We start from the raw sequence: 17,751 nt of genomic DNA, 5'->3' as shown, positions 1-17,751 counted from the left end.
ACGCGGCCTAAGCCGCGTCGTCCTCCGTAACCGGTTCGGCATCGAGGTTCTCCCCAGCCTTGGGCTGCGCCAGCTTCTTGATCTTGGTGGCGCGTACCTCCTTGTCGCGGAAGGTGACCTTGGTCTTGCTCTTGCCCTGGCCAACTTCTTTCTCGAACTCGGTGGTGCGCAGTTCGCCTTCGACCTCGACGTAGTCGCCTTTCTTGAGGCCCTTCGCGTAATCGGATGGGGTGCCGAAGGCCACGATGCGGTGCCATTCCGTGTGGTTGACCCACTCGTTCTTCTGCTTGTCCTTGTAGCCGGACTTGGTAGCGAGTGAGAAGACCACGAAGGTCCGCTGCTGTTTGGTTGCGAAGCTCTCGGCGTCCTTGCCGACGAAGCCCTTCAGCTTGATGTTGTTTTCGTAGAGTGCCATTGTTTTTCTCCTGTTTGTATTTGCCCGATTGCCCTCGGGACACTCTTGCGCGAAGCGACGCGAGTGTGCCCCGCTCCCTAGTGCCGAAGGCGTGCTTTTTCGGAAGGTTCGAAAAATCTTTTTGCGTTCTTGTTCTTTGCACAAAAGATTTTTTGAAAGCCGAAACCCTTCAGGGCGCCCGTAAGGGCGAAGCAGAACGGCGAGTGCCGACGGGCGCGGGATAAGCACCGAAGCGAGTGACCGAGGGAAAGATGGGGAAATACGGGAGAGATGGCACTCTACGGAAACACCTGTCTGAAGGGTTCCATGACGTTCAGAACGCCGGTGCAGCCAGACAGCAGTGGGGCCATTTGTTCTCGCTCGCTCGACGGCTGGCTGCAAAAGCAGAGAGTGGGTGAACCATACCTGTCGATGTTCCGCACCGTCTTCCGCATCCCTCCATGCGAAGGGCCTCAAGAAAGGTTGTCCGGGCGAAGGCGAGGTGCGTGGCTCCGTATCGATGAGGTCTGCCCGGCCAGGGACACCACCGTCCCGCCGCGATGAGGAGGTACGCGCCACCATGCTCAAACTCTGCGCGCGTCTCGTCACGGGACCCTCTCGCTCTCGTTCCGGTTACGGAGGCCCTCATTGACGGCAGCGATACGTTGCCCGATCCAGCGCATCACCGGTACAGCCATGGAGTTACCGAGCGCCTTGTAGCGCGGTCCATCGGCTGCAAGCTTGCCGCGGTATTCGACCAGCGTGTAATCATCGGGGAATCCTTGCCGGCGTCCACACTCACGCGGCGTCAGCCTTCGAACAGCCATCTGCGAACGCAGCAGATTCGGAGGACCGTTGCTGATATCGGAGCCATCGACCTGCTTGCCGTAAGAAGCGGTGAGAGGAGATGCAACCGGCGCTTGCTGCATGACTGCGGTTGTGGAGCTGTTCTCGATGCTTCCTGGCGCGCGAGTGCGGAGACTCCCCGCGATATCGGTAGAAGTGGCCGCGCTCGCCGTGCCATCGCTGCCGTGGAGGGTGAACGCAATCGTCGGCGCGTTGCGTCCGGTGGCATTGGAGTTGGTGCTAAGTGACTGCATCACGTCGCCGCTGAGAACATCGCCTTCCTGGTTCTGCGCGAAGGCGATCGCTACCTGGCCACCACCATTGGCATGGCTCCGGTCATGTCCCATGCCACGCAGTGTCGGGGCGACGTTATCTGCGTCGGCGCCGTAGTCCTTCGCAGAAAACGCAACATAGGATTGTTGTTTGGCGCCTGGCTGTGCCGAGAGGGCTCCGACAGTCTTCCCGTCTCCGCTATGCAACCGCACTTCATCGCGACGGTTCTGCGCAAAGGCAACAGCCTGAGCGCCTCCACTCTCCAGGGTGTGAGCCACATCATCGGAGAAACCGCTGCCGTTCGATTGTGTGTGCGCAGTGCAGATAGCGACGGGCACCACGGGCGTACCGCGCCCGGTGCCGTCTTCGCTTGCGTCGAAACCATCGGCGGAGAGCGCGTGAGCAATCAGTGTTTCAGTCTCGAAGTCCTGCCTGCCCATACCACCGGCATTCAGGCAATGAGAGATCTCGTCCGTCGAAGACAGGACCCCGGCACCTAGTTGGTTACGGACGAAGCCATCCTTGCATCCGGCGTCGATGGTGGGAGAGGTGTCTGTGAGGCGACCGCCAGCAGGGCCGACTTCAACGCCTCCGGCAACTCCTTGCCGCGCTTCTCGGCGCGGCGGAGGATCCCCCGACAAGCTGTGGGTCCGCTGCGGCAGCTCTCCAGTCTCCAAGACATCCGACAACGAAGACACGGCGGCGTCGCTGGGGTACTCCGAAAAACTGTGCGTCCAAAACTCTGTAGGCGACCCCATACCCGAGTTGGACCAATATCCCGAGGAAGGCTCCAAACGTCCGTCCTCCGTCAATCGACAGGACGCCGGGGACGTTCTCCCACACCACCCATAGGGGCCGGAGTCGATCAGCAAGTCGAGCAAACTCGATGGTGAGGTTGCCACGCGGATCATCCAGTCCCGCTCGCTTACCGGCGATGGAGAAAGACTGGCAAGGTGTTCCTCCGGCCAGAAGGTCGATTGCTCCAACATCCGTAACTCCTATACGTGTAAAGTCGCCGGCATTCGTGATTGCGCCATCGACAGGCAGAGCAACCACGTTGCGAATGGCTGCCGCGCGCTGCTTTGCTTCTTTGCGCGTCGGCGCGTCGGCGCGTCGTTCGGGCTGGGCATGTGCAGGGGTCGCGATGCGCGATAGCGCGAGCGCAGCAGCCAGCAGCAAAAAAGGTCGATCTCGGCGAACATGGCAGGCCGCCAACCCAGCGGGTTCCAGGCGGCTGATACGGCCTCGATGCCCGAACATACGGAGAGATACCTCACGCGGCACTCCGTGCTTTCGGTCCCGGTCTGCGATGGCAGAGCATCTGAAGCGAAGCGAGGATGTGCGCCGTCGTAGTATTCCGACCATAGAGCACCATGTCTGCGTAGCGGACGGGTGCGAGGTCGCCGGCACGGTCCACCAACAGAAGCGGTATGTGCGCTGCGCATTCCAGGATGCGATGAATCAGCCGTCCGGCAAGGTCACCCTGCTGGGCGTGAACGAGTACGCCGCAGGCGAAGGCTGCACTTCGATCCGCAGCCACCAGAGAGGCTTCCACGCTGTCCTGAATGGCGGTGACCTGATACGGATGCAGGCGCAGAGTGAACGCTATCGCAGAAAGCAATTCGCGGTCGGCACAGTAGAGGAGTATGGGCTTCTTTGGTCGCATGGCGGTTAGCTCCCGAATGCCTGATCCTCGTGGACATAATTGACAACAAGACCAAGAGGGTTGGTAAGCAGCATCTGGTTGGGGACTTCGTCGCGGAAGCCGTAGACGACGTTTGCGGTCCAGCGCTCGCGCTTCTGTTCCCCTTGATCGCCGGGCGAACGGAAGATCTTCTCGAACTCGATATGGGCGCGATACGGCGCCTGCCGCAGGTCCTCAAGCACCACGGCCTTGATCTCGATATCGATGTTCAGTGCGCTAGGATCGAGCAGAAAGGTTTCGAGCGTTTTCGCCTTGGTGACGCGCAGGAGCGTAGCGCCCTGCAAGTCATTCGAGAAGAAGTTCAGCGATTCGCCAAAATCACGCTGCAGCGTGGCGTGATTGCGGCAGTAGTAGAGCGAGACCCAGCGGGCGAGATAATACTTGCTCACCCGTTCGACCGGGACTTTCGAGAAGTCGGCGTAGCTTGAAACCTGCCCTCGGCCTGCTTCCGAGACCGAGACGACGAGCGGCTTCAGCCGCAAGGCCGCGGTTTCAGCACGATAGAGGAGCGCAAGCGAAGCGAGCGTGACGACAGAGAGCACGATCAGTGCGAGCTTCAGATAGGTATTGGTGACAACTGGCTCGGCGTATAGCTCCAGAAACTTCTGTCCGGCTTCCGTGATTGGCAGAGGCTTATTCTTATCTTTCATAGTTACCTTCCCATCGGGTTGACCCATGTGCCGCTGCGTCCGCTGAGGATTGCTCCCGTCAGCTCCGGTATCTTGACCAGGCCGTAGATGCAGACAAACAGCGTGATAAACAATGCGGGCAATATTGTGAGTGCGTTCGAGATGCTGATGTTGCCGATGACCTGAAACATCGAAGTCAGAACCTTCGAGAAGACGAAGATGAAGGCCGAGGCGATGACCTGATAGAAGCTGAAGCCGACGAAGGCCTTGAACCAGCCCCAGAACAACCAGTCCATCTTAGGCACGATGAACCAGGGGATGAAGACCGGACCGATCAACACGCATACGGCGCTTGCAACATAGCCATACGCAATGACGGCGAAGGAGACGGCCTGCATCGCGGCCAGCAATACTGCGATGAGCAGGAAGGTCAGATCCTCGAGGATGTTGAAGCTGCCAGGAGGTGTGCCGAGTTGCTGCTCTGCGGTCGTGATGGTGGTGGCAATCTGCTGAGTCTGGTCAGACTCGATCTGTCCAGAGATGCTCAATGCCTCTTTGGTGATGAGGTCGCTGAAGCAGTAGCCGACGCCTGGGATCGGCGTCGAGTAGTAGGTCAGCATCCCAAGGCCAAACGAGATCAGGAGGATCAGGTCGGCGAACTTGGCGAAGTGAAAGCCGCCGTGTCCCTGCGAAGCGGACAGGGCGGCTTTGATGCCGAACCAGGCAATCAGAATGACGGCCAGGCCACGGAACATATTAAGTCCCGCGGCCTGCAATGCCGCGCTGTGCGACGACAAGAGCTGTCTGATGGCCTGGCCGAGAAAGGTAAATGGATTCTCTTGCATTGGGGTCACTGTCCTGTCGTGCTGAGCGAAATCGCATGGATCGAATCACTCACGCCGTTGGTCACGTTCTGCATGGTGTTGGAGAAGTTCTGCCGGAAGTAAATGGAGCTATTGATCGCGCGGTTCTGTGCGTCAATCTGCTGTTTTTGGGCGAGGAGTTGCTGTTGTATGGAGGCCGCTAGGAGTTGGTTAGTGTCCTGCTGCGAGTGAATCTGGAGGAGTGTGGCGGAGTTGATCTTGCCGAGCAATGCGTTCTCGGTCTGCTGTGCGGGGTCGGTAGAAAACGTGTCGGCCTCGAGGTTGGCGAGTTTGGTAGCAAACGCCTGCGAGTCGGAACGAACGGTTCCCACAATAGCCACCGCGCTGGTTGTTGTGGTCTGTGCCAACTCCGAAGTGGCGTACTGATTCGCAATCGTGGCCTGGGTGAGGGAGTCGAGAGACGAATAACTTCCCGAGGGATAGCTCTGGGCCTCAACGAATGCACTGTTGTAACCCTGAGAGGCCTGCGGTAGTCCACCGAAATTGAGGGCATTCACCAATTGGGAGGTGTTGCCATATGTATTCGGCGGAGCCGCCAGATTCGACCATTGTGCGAAGTCTGCCTTATATCTCGCGGCCAGATTTTGCGGCATGGTGGACATCTGATAGGCCAGGTTGTACATAGTGACGATCTGGGTTCGGGTCTGTTCAGCGGTCGTATAGATCTGCGCCTCTTTCTGGAGGTGCTGTTGCCAGTCATTGAGCTCCGTCGCCCATTTTTGGAGTTGTGACTCCCCCTGCTGGAGCTGTTGCAGAGCATGGGCACTCTGGGTGGGGTCGTAGACGATGCCCGATCCGAACTGCGCGTGGGCTGCGCAGGTCGAGAGGATGCCCGCTAGTAAGGCGGAAAGGATTGTTTGTGTCTTTTTCATGGTGGTTCTCCTGTTCGGTATGCTTGGCCTATGCTGATTCGGCCTGATCTTCTTTTGCGTCTTGAAGCTCTGCTTGTGCTCCTCATAGCTTTGATCTGCTACTCGGGATTGCATGGAAGCTCGCTCCTGTTCCTTGTTCTGTTTCTGGTGCCTGATGTATCGCTTCTCGGTTACCTTGCGGAGGGCCACGGACGCTTCGCCGCAACGTTCTATAACGCGCTTCATTGCTACGCCGTGCCATTAGGTGTGGCCCTGATCGCATTTCGATTGCATTCGGTAGTGACCGGGCGGATCACCGTGATCTGGGTCGCACACATTGCTCTCGATCGCTTCATCGGTTTCGGGTTTGAAGTACGCGCAGGCAGCCAACCCGACGCACATGCAATCAGTCCGCTTCTATCGGCCTCTATGAACCTTCCTTCTCCCATACGGGCTGTGGGATCTGTATGGGACCAAGCTGTGCGGCTTTGCATATCGGTAGGGCGGGAATGAATAACGAGCGCATCAGAACACCCCCGGCATGTCGTGGTTCTCGTATGCGGGCAACAGCATGTCCTGGGTGATGCAGACCTTGATCCGGTGACCCTCGAAGATGGTGTGGGTAGGCAGGACGTTGACAAAGCGGTCGAGCACATTCGCACTTGACTGCGAGATGCTGGACGCTATGCCCTGGCGATAGGTATCGGAGCCGCTCTGGTTGTAGCCGCTATTGGTGGTAGCCTCCGCCGCGCCAGCGATGATACCGAGGGCGATCGAGGTGCCAAAGATTTGGAAATAGTGGTTGTTGACCTTGCCTTTGACGCCGGTCTCACCCGCCTGATCGAGACCTTTGAATTGGTCGAGATCAACAGAGTATTTGTCCGGCATGAGCATACGGTGGAAGGTGAGAGCAAGGCGCTTCTGGCCGAAGCTCGAGACCTTCTGCGTGTCCCCGAGAATGAATGTTCCTTCGGGGATGAGCACATGCTGGCGATCCTCGCTGTAAACGGGATTGGTGACCATCACCTTGAAGTTCCCGGCAAACTCCCCATCCAGCCGATCGACCAGAACGGCGTCGATGGTTGTACCCTCGAAGACCACGAACGGCTGACCATGCGCTGAGGTCAGATTGACCTCCGGAGCGCGTTTGGGGGTGGCGGCGGTCTGCGAAGCAGAAGCCGGCAAGGGCGGCTCCGCAGGCGCAGAGGCGTTTGCGCTGGTCGGCTGATGTGGCGCCCCATCCGGAGAAGACGATGCATGGGAAGCATCGCCATCAGCGGAAACAAGGTTCGAGGCAAAACGTGCTTTGAATGCCATCGCGCGTTCGGCGTCCGCGATGGCATCACGCGGACGTTCGGCGGGAGGCGCCTGCGTAGTAGAAACCGTTGCCGGACCGCCCTGCTGAGGCGTTGCATTGCCTATCGTTGCAGTGCCGGCAGCCGACCTCTGTTGTTGGAATTGCTGCTCGCTTTGCCTTTGCTCCGCGGTGAGGTTCTGCTCGAGTTCAGCAATCTTCCGCGCGTTTGCATCGCTGGAGAACGGAGTGGCATTCGGAGGAGGGACAGTGGGAGGGGTCTTCGCATGATTCTTCGAAAACATCACGGCGAGCAGAATGAGCACAGCCAGTCCTGCAACGACGTATCCCTGCGCTTGCTTTGGGACGACACCCTCCGGCACGACGCGCTTGTCGCGGAGGGCCGGAGTGGAGGGCGAGGTGGGCGAAGCCTGTACCTCGGCTGTTTCTGGAGTTTGGGTTTCTTCTGGCACGTCGCCTCCTATTTCGTCGCCCGGTCAAAGGCGAGCTTGTGCTTGCCGATCTGGAGGTAGCCGTGATCGACGACAGTGGGGATGATGTAGGTGCCGTCCAGCAACTGGAAGGTAATCAGGTCGGGCTTCTTATCTTTCAGTTCGTAGATGGAGAACTTCTCCGCTGCCGACGACTTGATGTAGGTGAACTTGTCATCGTGATAGATCGCGGAGACGTCGAAGGGGCGTTCGTTGTGAAAGGTGTAATCGAACTTCAACGCCTTGACCGGATAGTCGGCGCGGAACTGCTCGGCGGCAGTGGCGGCGCGGACCTGAGCGGCTTGCACCTGTATGTGTGCTGCTTCTACTTCGCTTGCCGGTACAAGCTTGGTGGCGCCATTGGCGGCGGCAAGCGAGGACGGGTCGGATGGCTCGATGACGACCTTGAGGTCGGGATCGACAGACTCGACGTCGTCCAGCGTGAACGAATAGACCGTGCCCTTGTCGGTAATCAGATTGAGGTTGGAATGGATACCCTCTTTCGCCGGATGGAGAAAGCAGTAGTTGCCAACGGTGTCGATGATCCAGAAGTCCTTATCTCCGGTGGCGACCTCCAGAATCTTCTCGGTCGCTGGTAACTGGATGAGCGTGGTGTAGCGCATCTTCGCGCGTACACTCACGATGTCGTTGGCGTGGTATTTGACGATGCGTGCCGATTGCTGACCGTGGGCAACGGTCGCAACCAGGCCAAGCACCAGAGAAAAGATCGGAGCACGGTTCATGCAGCCTCCTCGGGGGGTGTTGGGTTGGTGGGGTTGGGGTAGTCTTCGGTAAGGCGCAGGAGCCCCAGCTCCGGGCCGAAGCGGGCGAAGTAATCCTGTCTGCGAAGGTTGTCGCGAGAGTTGTTCGTGGCCATCCAGTAGCCGAGAGCATCGACTTCGAGGACCAGCTTCTTGGTGCCTTCCGGCTGTATCAGCAGCAGTTCACGTTTCGGAACCAGCGACTCCAGCAACTCAAGCTGAGTGTCATTCAGATGGAAGACCTCGGCGTAGAGCTTGCGGTCGATGTTCGGGTTGGCAAGAAATATCTTGGTCGGGCAGGACTCGTTGACGACGTGCAGCATGTCGGAGGCCACGAGTTCCGCGACTGACTGTGTGGCCAGCACCATCGCGGCGTTCTTTTTGCGCCACGTTCGTTCGGCGCGGATGATCCATGCGCGGATGATCTTGTTGACAAGGAATATCCACGCCTCATCGATCAGAAATACCTTGAATATCCCTGTCTTCTCCGGCTTCTCGATCTCAGATGAGGCACGCTGTAACACGTAAAACAGCAGCGGTTCCAGAATGTCGGGGTAATCACTCCAGCCATCGAAGTTGAAGGTCTGGAACCGGGAGAAAGTGAGCGTGTCCTCTACGTTGTCGAAGAGGTAGCCGAACTGTCCAGCCTGGGTCCAACGGTGCAGACGCTCACCGAGAGGCCCGAGGATCGACGCGAAATTGGAGAGCGTCCGTATCTCGCGAGGCAGTTTGTAGATGCGCTCCAGCGCAGCGTAGAGCGCTTTTTCATCCGCAGTCGTCAGCTCATAGCGGCCACCGGCCTCGATGAGCACGCGCAGGAAGAGATAGAGAAAATTCAGGCTCTCGTGTGTCGGCTCAAGCGAAAACGGATTGATACTGAAACCGGGATTCTTCAGACCGACGTTCAGATACGACCCGCCGAAGGCGCGGGTCAGCGTCTCGTAGCTGCCGCCGAGATCGAAGATGAAAGTGAGCGGTTCATATTTCTGTGCGGACTGCAATATCGACGAAGCCGCAAAACTTTTTCCACTACCTGTAGCCCCGAGCATCAGGGTGTGGGCCACATCTCCGCTGTGGAGGTTCAGGTAATAGGGCGTGCCGTGCGTCGATTCAAGAACGGCGAGGTACTCGCGTTCGAGGTGCGGGTTGCATTGTTTGCCGGTATCGACGTTGAAGAGAAACGACAGGTCGGCGTAGTTCGAATTGAGCGCCCACTGTTTGCGCAGATTGAACTGCCGATTGCCAGGGACGGTAGCGAAGAACGCATTGAGCAGGTTGTAGCGTTCTTCGTACAGAAGACCATCATGCTGGGTAAAGAGCTTCTGAAACTCAGCTACCGCGTTCTCGACCTTGAGGCGGTCTTCGTCGTAGATCACGACGGAGAGCGTGTATTCACCGAAGTTCTTACCTTCCATGCCGAGCGCGGTCAGGGCCGCGCCAAGCTCCGCAACAGCGGCTTCTTTCGAGTCATCGACCAGCTCGTCTTTCGGACCGGTGTTCTGCCGATCCTGAAGGTTCGAGACGAAGCTGGTCTTGGAGTTATGGTGATGACGACGCCGGGAGGCGATTTCCTTGCGGGACCTCGCATTGTCTACCGGATGCCACTCGGTAACCACATGGAAGTTGGCCGGAACATCGAGCAGACCCCGCAACAGCAGGGGCCGCGTCTCGCTGGGCAGTTCTTTCAACGTCAGGACGCGAACGTAGTCATCGTCCACGCGCAGATGGCCGCGATGCGCTTCCAACTCCGAATCGCACACCTGCCAGTCGAGGTGACGCGCGCCGCATAGTGGAGCGTCATTGATCTTGGAGGGGCGGAAGTTTACGAGACGCCGGACAAGCCGGAAGGTCTTCTCCGCCCCTGGCAGATCGACCGTAGTAAGGTCGCTTAGCTGCCCACTCAAACTCTGGACTTTCTGCTGCAGGCGCAGCCGGTCGCGCTCGATCTGCTCGTAGAGCAGCGTGCGTTCCTTATTATCTGAGAACAACGCGTGCAAGTCGCGCAGCGACGAGCGTGGCTGCTTTGGCAACTGCGCCAGCGCGTGCAGCAATCCCGTCTTGCGGTAGCTGCCGTCGATCATGACCACCCAAAAGATCTCGATCGAATACAGTCGGCCTGACTTCGCTTTCAGGAAGGCCGAGCGCTGTTCTACAGAGGCGCGGACGAGTGGATCGTCGTACTCGGCATGCGCGATCTCAGGACAGTTATGTTTAAACAGGATCTGGTAGAGGCGCATCCTATCGTCGAGGGAGCGCAGAGCGGCCTCAAGCCGCTTGACCACGTAGTCTCTGCCCTCGTGGTCGAGGCTTTCGTAATCGATACCGCCCACCTTCAACACGGCGCCCAGGTCGCCCGATTTTGTCAGGAAGCATTGCTCATCCCAGAATCCATACAAGTTGAGCTGGGCGGCGAATGACCCCGCTTCGTGCCAGTCCTTCGTGATGCTGCTAATCCTGAACATGGTGTCTCCTAACGGTGATCTCCGTTGGTTCCCACTTCATGGGGTCGTACCGCCTGCGAAATTTGGTGGAATTGAAGAGAATGCGGAGGATCTCGACATCGTGCTTGGTCACGATGCGGGCGATGATCACGCCCACGATGAAGAGACCAATGCCTCCGAGCAGCGAGTGCAGCATGGAGAAGATGGCGCCTCCTGTAATCAGCGCAACGAAGAACAATCGCCGCTCTGCACCCAACACGGTCAGCGGGCGGTTCATCGCTTTGAAGACTTTGTTTTTGCGTAGGTCGCGTTGTGAACCGCCCTCTGCCATGTGTTGCCTCCTTTCTGCCTATCGATTGTTGGGTTGTGATTGGGCCTGCCGTCAAAACACTGCTACGGAAAGAGCCAGGCCATGAAGTTCACAGCACCGATGGCCATCCCGATGCCGAAGACGATGCCGGCAAGCATCTTCTTCGACTGGCCCTCGCCGTAGGCGAACATCAGACCGCCGACGACGATGGCCACGAGCGACAGCCCTTGAGCGATCGGACCGGTGAACGAAGTTTTGAGGGCGTTTACTGCGTTCTCCCATGGACTCCCGCCGGTCTGTGCATAGACCGGCAGTGCCGCGAGAAACACTAGTGAAGGAATTGCCCATCTCCGGGACTGCGCGCGCAATCGCCGGAAGTGAGGCCGTTCGACGGGAAGGGTGATGTGCATTGCTGCTCCTTTCGTTTTTCCGGCGAGTGGAGACTCTCCGTTGAAACGTCTGGAGCGAAGTTAGGCGAGAATTGGGGCGGCGATTATTACCTTTTGCGACGCATTATTCCATCTAGGGCAATAATCCAGAGACACAGAATTGTGGCCAATGTGGCACACGCACGATGGGGATGAGCTCATGTATGCATTGCGCCGCGCAGGCGCAGAGCATGGCATTCCCACCATGATTGGCAGAGAATTCGCGGGCACGCTGCGGGTCAAGGCTGCAGCATGATGACTGAAGAAGAATGTGCGCCTTGAGGCGCGGCGGGCACGCGAGCAACATCACACTCGCGTGGGAATGCCACTACCAGAGGACCGCTTTGCGGCGATCCTCTGGTGGACTCTCTGTAAGCGTTCAGTGGCATGCTGGAAGTACGTATCGTCCATCTCCATGCCAATGTACTTACGGCCCGTAAGCAGCGCTGCTGCGCAGGTGCTTCCACTTCCTGCGAAGGGATCGAGCACGCTCTCTCCTGGAAGAGAGAAGCTGCGGATCAGTTGTGCCAGTGCTGGTACGGGCTTCTGTGTGGGATGAAGCTTGTTGCCGCTATAGGTCATCTCCATCACATCACCGAGCGGCTGCTTCGGCGGCGGCGGCCGGCCTTTCGCCAGTAGAAATGCCTGCTCGTGCTGATAGCGGAGGAACCTGCTCTTCGAGCTGTAGCTCTTGCGAAAGACGATGTGTCCGACAGGTTGAAAACCCGCGCTACGCCATGCTTCGAAGAACGCATCGATCTTCGTCCATCCGTAGAACATGACAGCAACGCGGTCCTGCTTCAATACGCGATACGCTTCAGACATCGCTGGTTTGAGCCAACTCGCATCGACATCGTTCTGAATCGTGCGTCCACTGCGGTCGCGATAGTTCACGAGATAGGGCGGATCGGTAAGGATGAAATCTACGCTGTTCGCAGGCATTTGACGCATCACTTCGATGCAGTCGCCATGAAGGATCTGGTTGGTGAAGTTGCTCTGCTGTGCGGTCGTTACGGTCGTGGTTGCCATCTCTGAAATCTCCTTTGGTCCCTTGCCTCTGAAGGCGCTCGGGACACACCACGCGGAGCGATGCAAGGGTCCCGTCTCCCAAGACAAGCGGGTGCATTTTCGGAAGGTTCGGGAAATTTTCAGCGTTCGTGGCGCAAAGATTTTCTGAAGGCCGAAACCCGCAAGGGCGGCTGACAAGCCGAAGCAGAACACGCGCCGGCCGCAGGGCGGCGGTAAAGACCCGAAGCAGTGTCCGGGCGATGGAAGAGACATGGGAGAGAGATTAGGGAGAAGGCGTCGGCAAACGCGGAAGCTGTGCGACAAAAGAACGCCTGGGGGATCGTTTAAGGCTGTAATCGATATGAAACTGGACAAACTACTGGATGGTGTCCGACTCGCCGCCAAACAGCATGGTTGCGATGACAGTGACCTGCCGCATGACGTCCTCGGGCAACACCCGCCCGATGGGTTGTGCTGCTTCAATCTCTGCCTGAGGTGGAATGAGTATCTCGTCGTCTTCGCAGTCTGTCGCATCGTTTGAATGGAGCAGACGCAGAAACTCGGTTTTGTTTGCGGGAGAGGAAAACGAGAACAGCAGTTCGTAGGCGTCCGCTTCTGCGTCGCCAACCAACGCCAGCATTCGAGTATCGGTCATCTGGGCAAAGGCGAGCATATGACCGATAGCCTCTGTTGCACGCGCACGGTCTTCCTCGTCGTCCCTGTGCAGGAACTCGATCAGCACAATCCAGTCGTCCTCGTTGCTCCAGTAGGGCGGAACTGGTGGTGTGCTGCCTGGCGGGATTGTCGGCGTGTTGCTCATCCGTTGAGATGATCATCACGCATACATTCCAAGGGTTCAAGTCAAACACCTGAGCGAGACTGAGGCTTGGGATTATTGCCTCAGATGGAATAGTGCGTCGCGAAAGGTAATAATCGCCGCCACAATTTCGACCTATCGTCTGGCTATGGGCGCTACGGAGTGCGATTGATCGCACTTCCCAATCCCGCGCAATCCGGGAAAACGTGCTGACAGGAGACGGGGATGCAGAAACAAGAAGACGATCAGATCAAGGTGGCCGATATCTTCGAGCCTTTACTGGACAGCCAGCAGGCTGCGGAACTGATGCATGTGCATCCGGAGACGGTGAAGCGGAGAGCGCGGCGAGGGGAGATTCCCGGCCTGAAATTCGGGAAGGTATGGCGTTTTCGCGCCTCCGGCCTGGAGGCGTACATCCGCAATTTAATGCAGTAATTCGAGGCCCGAGACCGCTGAATTATGGCACCATCGAAGCAGTGGTCTGTGCCATCGAAACGGGAGAAATTTATGTTTCGACGGACACGATATCAACAAGGAACACTGGATCGCGTAAAGCGTAAGGAAGGCCCGGATTGCTGGATTTTCCGTTGGCGGGAGACTGACGACAGCGGAAAACGGGTTCGGCGCAACAAGGTTGTCGGAACGGTGGACGAGTACCCAACCGAGACCAAGGCGTTGATCGCTGCTGAGGCTTTACGTTTGACTATTAATACAGAGCAGACCGGGACCTCCCAGCAGCCGGTTTCGGTCGCCGCTCTCGTAAAACACTTCAAGGAGCTTGAACTTGGCCCTATTGAGGATGAAAACGAGGAGGAGGGCAGGGCTTATTCGACCCGTTCGACCTATACCGACATCCTCGACTTCCATGTGGTTCCGAAATGGGGAGAGAAGAAGCTGCAAGAGGTGCGCGCCGTTGCCGTTGAGAAGTGGCTGCGGCAGCTAAAGCTGGCCAGGGGAAGTAAAGCGAAGATCCGTTCCATCATGAGCGTCCTGTTCAATCACGCCATCCGCCACGAGTTCCTGCCGCAGGGCACGAACCCGATCACGATGGTGCGGCAGAGCGGGAAGCGGATGCGGATTCCAGACATTCTTGAAGTGCATGAGCTGGTGGCTTTGTTCGACCAGCTCTCGCATCGGGACCGGGCTATGGCTCTGCTCGATACGGTCACCGGCCTGCGCCGGAGCGAATTGATCGGACTCAAGTGGCTGGATGTGGACTTCGAGGAACTGGAGCTTTCCGTCACGCGCGCGGTCTACCGCCAGAGGGTAGGACGATGCAAGACGGAGATCTCGCGGAAGCCGGTTCCGCTTGACCCCTGGGTCGCTGAGGAGTTGCTGTCGTGGAAGCTCGCCGCTCCTTATAACCAGCCAAAGGACTGGGTCTTCGCCAGTACGCGGAAGAAGGGGAAGCAGCCCTATAGTCCGGACTCGCTGCTGAAGCGGAGCATTCGTCCGGCTGCGGCAAGGGCGAAGATCGCGAAGCACATCGGCTGGCATACGTTCCGGCGCACCTTTACCACCTTGCTGAAGGGCAACGGCGAGGATGTCAAAGTGGTGCAGGAGCTGCTGCGGCACGCGACGGTGAAGATGACGCTTGAGGTCTACGCGCAGGCGGTCACTCCGGCCAAGCGGGAGGCGCAGTCACGGGTCGCAGGTCTGTTCAAAGTGGGGGCCAAATGAGAGCAAGCTCTTATTGGACCTTTTTGGACCTTTTTCAAAAAGCGCCAAATCGTCTAAGTTGTTGGAATGATTGGTGGACCTGATCGGGATCGAACCGATGACCTCTTCCATGCCATGGAAGCGCGCTCCCAGCTGCGCCACAGGCCCACTCTCCTAGGAAGGACTCTGTCTATTTTCTTCTACCGGGCGCGATTCGTCAAACGATGGAGCGCGCCCTAAGGCTTGTTGAAGCGCGCTCGAAGGCTCACGAATCGCCGCGAAAGCGAACTCTCGGGGGCGCGATTCGTACCAGCTTGTGGGAACATCGTGCAACTTGCTGGTGTCTAAGTATTCAGAGTGAGCGAGCACTCGGCCGCCGGCGGCGCAGTTGTTTTGCTCGTGCATCTGAGATGGTCCATTTGCCACGCGTTCCACAAAAGTCGTAGTGTAGAGGTCACCCGGTATGCAGGCGGGCACGTTCGTGGGAAATCTTGCCAGCGCGATAGGCATCACTACCGAAGAGGCAGCGCTCGTCTGCGCGCTTCAGGCCGGCAACGAGGAGGCCTTTGGCATCCTTATTGCTCAGTACCATCAGCCGTTGTACTCACTGATCGCGCGCAGCCTGACCGATCCTGCCGATGCTCCCGACGTTACCCAGGAAGTCTTCATCAAGGTCTTTCGCAGCATTCGCGGCTTTCATGGCGAATCGAGCCTGCGGACGTGGCTTTACCGGATTGCGCTGCACGAGGCCTCGAACCAGCGTCGGTGGTGGTCGCGGCACAAGAGGCAGGAGCTGACGATCGATTCGTCGGGCGAGTCGGCGGAGTCGGACGACGATGGGGTTCCGCTGGCGGCTACGCTGCCCGATCGGCGTGACTCTCCGTTCGATTGCGCTGCGCAGGCGGAGGTTCGCGAGCGGGTGGAGACGGCGCTGCGCGAGCTTCCTGAGGCCTTTCGTACGGTCGTTGTATTGCGCGAGATCGAAGGCTTCTCGTATGAAGAGATCGCCGAGATTCTAAACGTGAACATCGGCACGGTAAAGTCGCGGCTCACGCGCGGGCGTTCGGCGCTACGTGCGCTTCTTGTTGCTGCGGAAAAGGATTCTGCTTCCTCGACGGCCAGTGCTCCATCCAAACTTGAGTCCGGGCATTACCCGGAGACGGTGACGCGATGATCTCCCTTCAGTACGGCAAGGTGCAGTGCAGCAAGGTGCAGTCCTCGTTCTCGGCGTATCTCGATGGCGCGGTCAGCGGCCGGCAGATGCAGTCGATCGCGGGGCATCTGGAGAGCTGCGCGGAGTGCCGCGAGAGGTTCGATGGGCTGCGTGAGATGCAGCGCTCGCTTGCGCTGCTGGGGCCGGCGAAGGCTCCGGCGGATCTTGCGATGCGGTTGCGCATTGCGATCTCGCACGAGGTGGCCGCGAAGGAGTCGAGCTGGCGCGACAGGCTGGCGCTGAAGTGGGAGAACACGATTCGTCCGCTGGCGGTGCAGGTCTCTGCCGGCGCGGCGTGCTCGGTCGCGCTGGTGGGAAGCATCATGGTTGCGCTGGGACTGTTTGCCGCTCCGCAGCCGGTGATGGCGAACGATGAGCCGCTCGGCGCGATGACCTCGCCGCACTATCTTTACTCGGCGGTGATGCCGCGACCGATCGTGACGAACCATGATTCGGCGATCATCGTTGAGGCGATGGTGAACGACCGCGGGCAGGTCTACGACTACAACATCGTCTCAGGCCCTGAGGACGCGACGGTGCGGAGCCAGGTGGTCGATCAGCTGCTGCTGAGCGTCTTCGAACCGGCGAGGGTCTTTGGCGCTCCGGTACGCGGGCGGGTGGTGATGACCTTCTCGGGGATCTCCGTGCAGGGGTGACCCCCTCCCCCCTGTTTTCGCTAAAATCTTCTATTTACGTAACTTAGTTGGGTGTTTCGTGCGTAAAATATTGGATTGATTGGGCTTAAGTATCAAAATATTGAATTATAAGGACTTAAAGAGAAAGCCCCGATTTTCCGCCGGGGCTTTTCTTACCTTCTAACTCTATTGTAGCGAGTTGAATGGGATGAATCGGCACTGTATATCGTTATTGTTTTGTTCGAGTTATGCGATTTTCGGGCTTGACAGGGTTGCTATGCCTTGAACTGCGAGGTATAGTCTTCTGCCAATGGCGCGTGAGAGCAATCCGAACTTTCTGAATGGCGTTCCTGAGTTGCTGGTTCTGCGTCTGCTGGAGGACGAGGAGAGGTACGGCTACGAGATCGTTCAAGCGATCCGGCGGGGGACGGGCGAGGTGATTACGGCGGGGGAGGGTGTGGTGTACCCGCTGCTGCATGGACTGGAGCAGGAGGGTGCGGTGCGGTCGAAGCGGAGGACGGTGAACGGGCGGAGCAGGGTGTACTACTCGCTGACACCGGCGGGGAGGCGGCGGCTGGAGGAGATGTTGGGTGCGTGGAGGAGAGTGGCGGGTGCGATCGAGACGATGCTGACGGGAGGGCGCGATTGTGAGGCGATTTCGTGAACTGGAGGAGCGATTGTTGCGGGAGGGAGTGAGACGTTACGAAACTTTATGCTCGGACGCAGCTCGTCACTGGTCCAACGTCCGAGTTACCGACCAACCACCGAGCGCCGGGATAAACCGGCATGTTGTAGGGGGTGAAAGTCCCCTACAGGAAAGGAAGTAGCGAATCCATCCTGGCCTCGAGTCTTGCAGGCGGCATCGCGAGGTGTCGGTTGAAGCGTAGACAGAGGGACCAGTGGGCCCGGCTATTGAGCTTCGAAAAGTCGGTTGATCAGGATGCTGACTCCATGGTGTGTAGGGGGAAGGCAATACGGCAGCCACGTTATACGCGAGTGGCTGTCCGGTCCTGCGTAGTCGGAGAACCCGGGCACGCTGACAAAACAACATGCACGAGAACCGGGAGATCTCCAACACGCCTTCGTTTGTCGAGGAAGGCCGGTCCGCGAAG

General features: G+C 58.4%; 20 protein-coding genes and 1 tRNA gene. 6 read left to right on the top strand and 15 right to left on the bottom strand.

The genetic code is table 11. From position 1 onward, the window contains the following. Positions 1-7: 7 nt before the first annotated feature. From Q363_RS42040 to Q363_RS14880, 7 genes are all read right to left on the bottom strand, one after another. Complete coding sequence (locus Q363_RS42040; protein ID WP_051978792.1) at positions 8-415, bottom strand: single-stranded DNA-binding protein; 408 nt, start codon at positions 413-415, stop codon at positions 8-10. A 584-nt stretch (positions 416-999) separates the two neighbouring features. Further along, complete coding sequence (locus Q363_RS42780; protein WP_211256191.1) at positions 1,000-2,154, bottom strand: DNA cytosine methyltransferase; 1,155 nt, start codon at positions 2,152-2,154, stop codon at positions 1,000-1,002. Then, a complete protein-coding gene (locus Q363_RS38150; RefSeq protein WP_211256190.1) occupies positions 2,096-2,692 on the bottom strand; it encodes a DNA cytosine methyltransferase in 597 nt (198 codons plus the stop codon). The genes Q363_RS42780 and Q363_RS38150 overlap by 59 nt, the downstream gene beginning before the upstream one ends. 94 nt (positions 2,693-2,786) lie before the next feature. Next, positions 2,787-3,179 carry a hypothetical protein gene (locus Q363_RS14895; RefSeq protein ID WP_035351550.1) on the bottom strand — a complete coding sequence of 131 codons (393 nt, stop codon included), beginning with the start codon at positions 3,177-3,179 and terminating at the stop codon, positions 2,787-2,789. 5 nt (positions 3,180-3,184) lie between these two features. Continuing rightward, entirely contained in the window at positions 3,185-3,868 is a 684-nt protein-coding gene (locus Q363_RS14890; RefSeq protein WP_035351547.1) for a VirB8/TrbF family protein, read from the bottom strand. Positions 3,869-3,870: 2 nt separating this feature from the next. Continuing rightward, positions 3,871-4,692 (bottom strand): type IV secretion system protein, encoded by an 822-nt coding sequence (locus tag Q363_RS14885; protein ID WP_035351546.1) that lies wholly within the window; start codon positions 4,690-4,692, stop codon positions 3,871-3,873. 5 nt (positions 4,693-4,697) lie between these two features. Next, complete coding sequence (locus Q363_RS14880; protein ID WP_084080374.1) at positions 4,698-5,603, bottom strand: hypothetical protein; 906 nt, start codon at positions 5,601-5,603, stop codon at positions 4,698-4,700. A 30-nt stretch (positions 5,604-5,633) separates the two neighbouring features. On the opposite strand from Q363_RS14880, the gene Q363_RS46250 reads away from it, so the two are divergent. Beyond that, positions 5,634-6,095: a DUF4260 family protein gene (locus Q363_RS46250; RefSeq protein WP_084080373.1), complete on the top strand. Its 462-nt coding sequence runs from the start codon at positions 5,634-5,636 to the stop codon at positions 6,093-6,095. A gap of 12 nt (positions 6,096-6,107) precedes the next feature. On the opposite strand, the gene Q363_RS36100 is transcribed toward Q363_RS46250, so the two are convergent. From Q363_RS36100 to Q363_RS14845, 7 genes are all read right to left on the bottom strand, one after another. Further along, complete coding sequence (locus tag Q363_RS36100) at positions 6,108-7,349, bottom strand: TraB/TrbI/VirB10 family type IV secretion system protein (RefSeq protein ID WP_051978790.1); 1,242 nt, start codon at positions 7,347-7,349, stop codon at positions 6,108-6,110. Positions 7,350-7,357: 8 nt separating this feature from the next. Continuing rightward, positions 7,358-8,110, bottom strand: coding sequence for a TrbG/VirB9 family P-type conjugative transfer protein (locus Q363_RS14870; RefSeq protein ID WP_035351541.1), 753 nt, complete (start codon positions 8,108-8,110; stop codon positions 7,358-7,360). After that, positions 8,107-10,590 (bottom strand): TraG/VirB4 family ATPase, encoded by a 2,484-nt coding sequence (locus tag Q363_RS14865; protein WP_035351538.1) that lies wholly within the window; start codon positions 10,588-10,590, stop codon positions 8,107-8,109. Before Q363_RS14865 ends, Q363_RS14870 begins: the two co-directional genes overlap by 4 nt. Beyond that, positions 10,577-10,900: a VirB3 family type IV secretion system protein gene (locus Q363_RS14860; RefSeq protein ID WP_035351536.1), complete on the bottom strand. Its 324-nt coding sequence runs from the start codon at positions 10,898-10,900 to the stop codon at positions 10,577-10,579. The genes Q363_RS14865 and Q363_RS14860 overlap by 14 nt, the downstream gene beginning before the upstream one ends. A gap of 62 nt (positions 10,901-10,962) precedes the next feature. Beyond that, entirely contained in the window at positions 10,963-11,289 is a 327-nt protein-coding gene (locus Q363_RS14855; protein WP_035351533.1) for a TrbC/VirB2 family type IV secretion system protein, read from the bottom strand. A 324-nt stretch (positions 11,290-11,613) separates the two neighbouring features. After that, positions 11,614-12,336 (bottom strand): DNA methyltransferase, encoded by a 723-nt coding sequence (locus tag Q363_RS14850; protein ID WP_051978789.1) that lies wholly within the window; start codon positions 12,334-12,336, stop codon positions 11,614-11,616. 355 nt (positions 12,337-12,691) lie between these two features. Then, entirely contained in the window at positions 12,692-13,135 is a 444-nt protein-coding gene (locus tag Q363_RS14845; RefSeq protein WP_035351531.1) for a hypothetical protein, read from the bottom strand. 222 nt (positions 13,136-13,357) lie between these two features. Here Q363_RS14845 and Q363_RS14840 point away from each other — a divergent pair, with 222 nt between their 5' ends. Both Q363_RS14840 and Q363_RS14835 read left to right on the top strand, forming a co-directional pair. Further along, positions 13,358-13,567 carry a helix-turn-helix domain-containing protein gene (locus Q363_RS14840; RefSeq protein WP_035351522.1) on the top strand — a complete coding sequence of 70 codons (210 nt, stop codon included), beginning with the start codon at positions 13,358-13,360 and terminating at the stop codon, positions 13,565-13,567. A 72-nt stretch (positions 13,568-13,639) separates the two neighbouring features. Continuing rightward, on the top strand, positions 13,640-14,812 hold the full coding sequence (locus Q363_RS14835; protein ID WP_035351519.1) for a tyrosine-type recombinase/integrase: 1,173 nt from the start codon (positions 13,640-13,642) through the stop codon (positions 14,810-14,812). Positions 14,813-14,883: 71 nt separating this feature from the next. Here Q363_RS14835 and Q363_RS14830 read toward each other — a convergent pair. Next, positions 14,884-14,959: transfer RNA gene (locus tag Q363_RS14830), tRNA-Ala, on the bottom strand. A gap of 295 nt (positions 14,960-15,254) precedes the next feature. Between Q363_RS14830 and Q363_RS14825 the strand changes: the two genes are divergently transcribed. The 3 genes from Q363_RS14825 to Q363_RS14815 all read left to right on the top strand — a co-directional run bounded on the left by Q363_RS14825 (position 15,255) and on the right by Q363_RS14815 (position 17,303). Next, entirely contained in the window at positions 15,255-15,965 is a 711-nt protein-coding gene (locus Q363_RS14825; protein WP_084080371.1) for an RNA polymerase sigma factor, read from the top strand. Then, positions 15,962-16,660, top strand: coding sequence for an anti-sigma factor family protein (locus tag Q363_RS14820; protein WP_035351517.1), 699 nt, complete (start codon positions 15,962-15,964; stop codon positions 16,658-16,660). The genes Q363_RS14825 and Q363_RS14820 overlap by 4 nt, the downstream gene beginning before the upstream one ends. Before the next feature lie 289 nt (positions 16,661-16,949). After that, the gene (locus tag Q363_RS14815; protein ID WP_035351515.1) at positions 16,950-17,303 is read left to right on the top strand and encodes a PadR family transcriptional regulator; all 354 of its coding nucleotides are present in this window, start codon (positions 16,950-16,952) and stop codon (positions 17,301-17,303) included. The last annotated feature ends 448 nt before the right edge of the window (positions 17,304-17,751 follow it).

It is taken from the genome of Edaphobacter aggregans DSM 19364, assembly GCF_000745965.1.
In the GTDB taxonomy this organism is placed as follows: domain Bacteria; phylum Acidobacteriota; class Terriglobia; order Terriglobales; family Acidobacteriaceae; genus Edaphobacter; species Edaphobacter aggregans.
This window is presented reverse-complemented; position numbering and strand designations above follow the sequence as displayed.